This is a genomic window from Corallococcus praedator (assembly GCF_003612125.1).
Taxonomy (GTDB): domain Bacteria; phylum Myxococcota; class Myxococcia; order Myxococcales; family Myxococcaceae; genus Corallococcus; species Corallococcus praedator.
The window spans coordinates 1-2,536 of the sequence record NZ_RAWI01000680.1; the positions used below are offsets into that span (position 1 = coordinate 1).

Below are 2,536 nucleotides of genomic sequence, written 5' to 3' on the forward strand. Positions count from 1 at the left end.
CCCGGTTGCGGCCCTTCCTGGGGCTGGGGGCCAGCCTGCTCATGGCCCATACGCGGCCCCAGCCGGCGGCCCCGGACTCGCTGGGCAGCCGCGTGCTCCAGGTGGGGATGGAGTTCTCCGGCGGGGTGGGCCTGGAACTGGGCCGGGACTTCTTCCTCTCCGCCGAGGCGCGCTACCAGAACTTCGCGGCGGACGGCGACCCCTTCTCCGGCGACCGGCAGACCCTGACGTCCCTGTTCCTGGGGATGGGGATGCGCCTGTAGCAGGTGGGGTGGGTCGCTACAGATTGGCAGCGACCTGTTGGAAGAAATTTTGACGTCCCTCTTGCGTCCCCTACAATCCTCGTCGGTTGCGGCCCAGACGCATCTGACATGCTCGGGTGTTCAGGCGTGCACAACGAAGGGAGCGGAGATGGAGCGCAAGGTCGGAAGTAGCACGTTGACCGCGAAAGAGGTCAAGGCGGCGATGGAGAAGTCCACCACGCTGACGGCCGAGGAGGAGAAGGCCCTGCGCATGCGGCATGGCGCGGGTGCTTCCAGCCCGAACGCGCCGCTGCCCCGCGCCGCGGGTGCCAACGCGGAGCTGGCCGACGAGCTGCTCGTCATCGAGATGCAGCTCATGAAGGCGATGCGCGCGCGCACCGGCCAGACGCGCACGGCGGCCAACGCCTCCAAGGCGCCCGCCGCGGTCCGGACGCCCGAGGCTCCGGCCAACGCGACGAAGGACAAGATCGTCCGCGCGCTGCGCACCAAGAAGAAGTAGGCGCGCGGCTTGTGCCACAGGGGGCGTGAAGCCCCTACTGGTTGAGGATGGCCACGAGGCGCGCTCCCGCCTCGGGCAACGCCAACGGCGTGCCCGATACCTCCGTGGCCAGTCCCTCCGCGTCGGCGGCGCCGCCCCGCGCGAACAGCCCCTTGAGCCAGGCGAAGGCCGCGGGGTTGCGCCAGAAGTCCTCGTTGAACCGCTCCAGCAGGTGCGCGGTGAGCCGGGTCTCCAGGGCCCAGGCCCGCAGGTAGCGGGTGACGTAGAGCTGCGAGTCCACGTCATGCAGGAAGAAGCCCGGGTGCGGCTGCGCGAAGAGGGCGCGGCGCTGGCCGTCGGCGTATTCGTCCGCGCGGTCGGCGGAGGCCCCCCTGGTGGACAGGGACAGCTCGTAGGACAGCTTCGCGCAGTGGCGCCGCAGCACGGCCAGGGCCTGGAAGGCGGCCAGCCGGATGACGTCCTTCACGGTGCCGGACGGCAGGTTCAGGTAGCGCTTGAGCCAGGGCGGTGACAGGAGCAGCCGCTCGAAGGTGGCCGCGTAGGCCTCCGTGACGGAGGCGTCGCCCAGGCGGCGCAGCTCCGTGGGGGCGTCCTCGTCCACGTGGGCCAGGTGCCAGGCGTGGCCCAGCTCATGGAGCAGGTCGCCCAGCGCGTCCATGCCGCCCCGGGGCTGGAGGACGAGCCGGATTTCGTCGGGCACGCGCACGGCGGCGACGAAGGGGCGGGAGGCCTTGCCCGGGCGGGCTTCGTCGTCCAGGCGGATGCGGCCGCCGGCGTCGGGGCGCAGGCCCCAGTCGGACAGCCAGCGCATCACGGCGGGGACGGTGTCCTCGCGGCGGAAGTGCGCGTCCATCCACGGGGCGCGCAGGGCGGCCTGGACGTCGTGGCGCCGCGCCTCGCCGCCGGGCAGGGCGTGGAGGTTGGGCTCCAGCTTGCGCAGCACGTAGCCCAGCACGTCGCGGTAGGCGTCCTCGGTGGCCCGCAGGGTCTGCTCGGCGGCCTCGGCGAGCTTGCCGGCGTCGATGCCGGTGACGTCCTGGCGCAGGGCGGGGTAGTTCGGGAAGCCCAGCAGCTCCGCGGCCTGGAGGGCGGCGTCGCGCCGGTCTCCGTAGGCGCCGCGGTGCTCCCAGAGGAAGTTGCCGGCGCCGCTCTCCAGGAGGGATCGGCGGGCGCGGTTCTGTTCGCGGGGAATCTGGGCCAGGGCCTGGGACAGCGACAGCGTCTGGTCGTCGGCGGGGATGTGCGAATGCGCTTCCGCCGCGATGACGGCCTCCCCGGCCCGGGCGGCGAGGGACTCCTCCACCTGGGTGGCGATGAGCTCGCGCACCAGCGTGATGCGGCGCACGGCCAGGGCGTCGTCCCGGAGGCGGGCCTTGGCGAGCGCCTCGTTGGCGGCGACGAAGGTCTCCGGCGAGGACAGCTCCGGGAACGAGGCGTGGAGGCGCGCGACGGGGAGGTCCGGGGCGAGCCCGGCGCCGTAGCGGTATTGGAGGGTGGCCAGCTCGGCGAGGAAATCCTCGAGCCGCGACCGGACGGTATGCAGGGGACGGTCCATGGCGGCGCGGAAGGTAACAGGAAGCCCGCGTCACGGCAGGGACCGCGCGCATAGAGTGTCGCGCCATGTGCTCCGCGCCCTTTCGTCTGCCTGCATGCCCTCCTCACGCCCCTGGTGGCAGGGGAGGGTGCGCGATGAGGCGCCGGACGTTCCGGGGTGGTCGTGCGCTGGTGGCGGGAAGGGGCCTGCGATGAAGCGTCGGACGTTCCGGAGCGAGGG

General features: G+C 72.5%; 2 protein-coding genes and 1 pseudogene. 2 read left to right on the forward strand and 1 reads right to left on the reverse strand.

The window, feature by feature from the left end; all coding sequences use genetic code 11:
- Both D7Y13_RS40755 and D7Y13_RS40760 read left to right on the forward strand, forming a co-directional pair.
- A pseudogene (locus D7Y13_RS40755) lies at nt 1-263 on the forward strand (hypothetical protein); the annotation flags it as partial.
- 148 nt (nt 264-411) lie between these two features.
- Nucleotides 412-762 carry a hypothetical protein gene (locus tag D7Y13_RS40760; protein ID WP_120537478.1) on the forward strand — a complete coding sequence of 117 codons (351 nt, stop codon included), beginning with the start codon at nt 412-414 and terminating at the stop codon, nt 760-762.
- 34 nt (nt 763-796) lie between these two features.
- Here the strand turns inward: D7Y13_RS40760 and D7Y13_RS40765 are convergent, their stop codons facing one another.
- Nucleotides 797-2,317 carry a gluzincin family metallopeptidase gene (locus D7Y13_RS40765; protein WP_120585761.1) on the reverse strand — a complete coding sequence of 507 codons (1,521 nt, stop codon included), beginning with the start codon at nt 2,315-2,317 and terminating at the stop codon, nt 797-799.
- Nucleotides 2,318-2,536 lie beyond the last annotated feature (219 nt).

Excerpts from the sequence above, each read along its gene's own strand:
- D7Y13_RS40760 (WP_120537478.1), top strand. The coding sequence starts at position 412 with ATGGAGCGCAAGGTCGGAAGTAGCACGTTGACCGCGAAAGAGGTCAAG.
- D7Y13_RS40765 (WP_120585761.1), bottom strand. The coding sequence starts at position 2,317 with ATGGACCGTCCCCTGCATACCGTCCGGTCGCGGCTCGAGGATTTCCTC.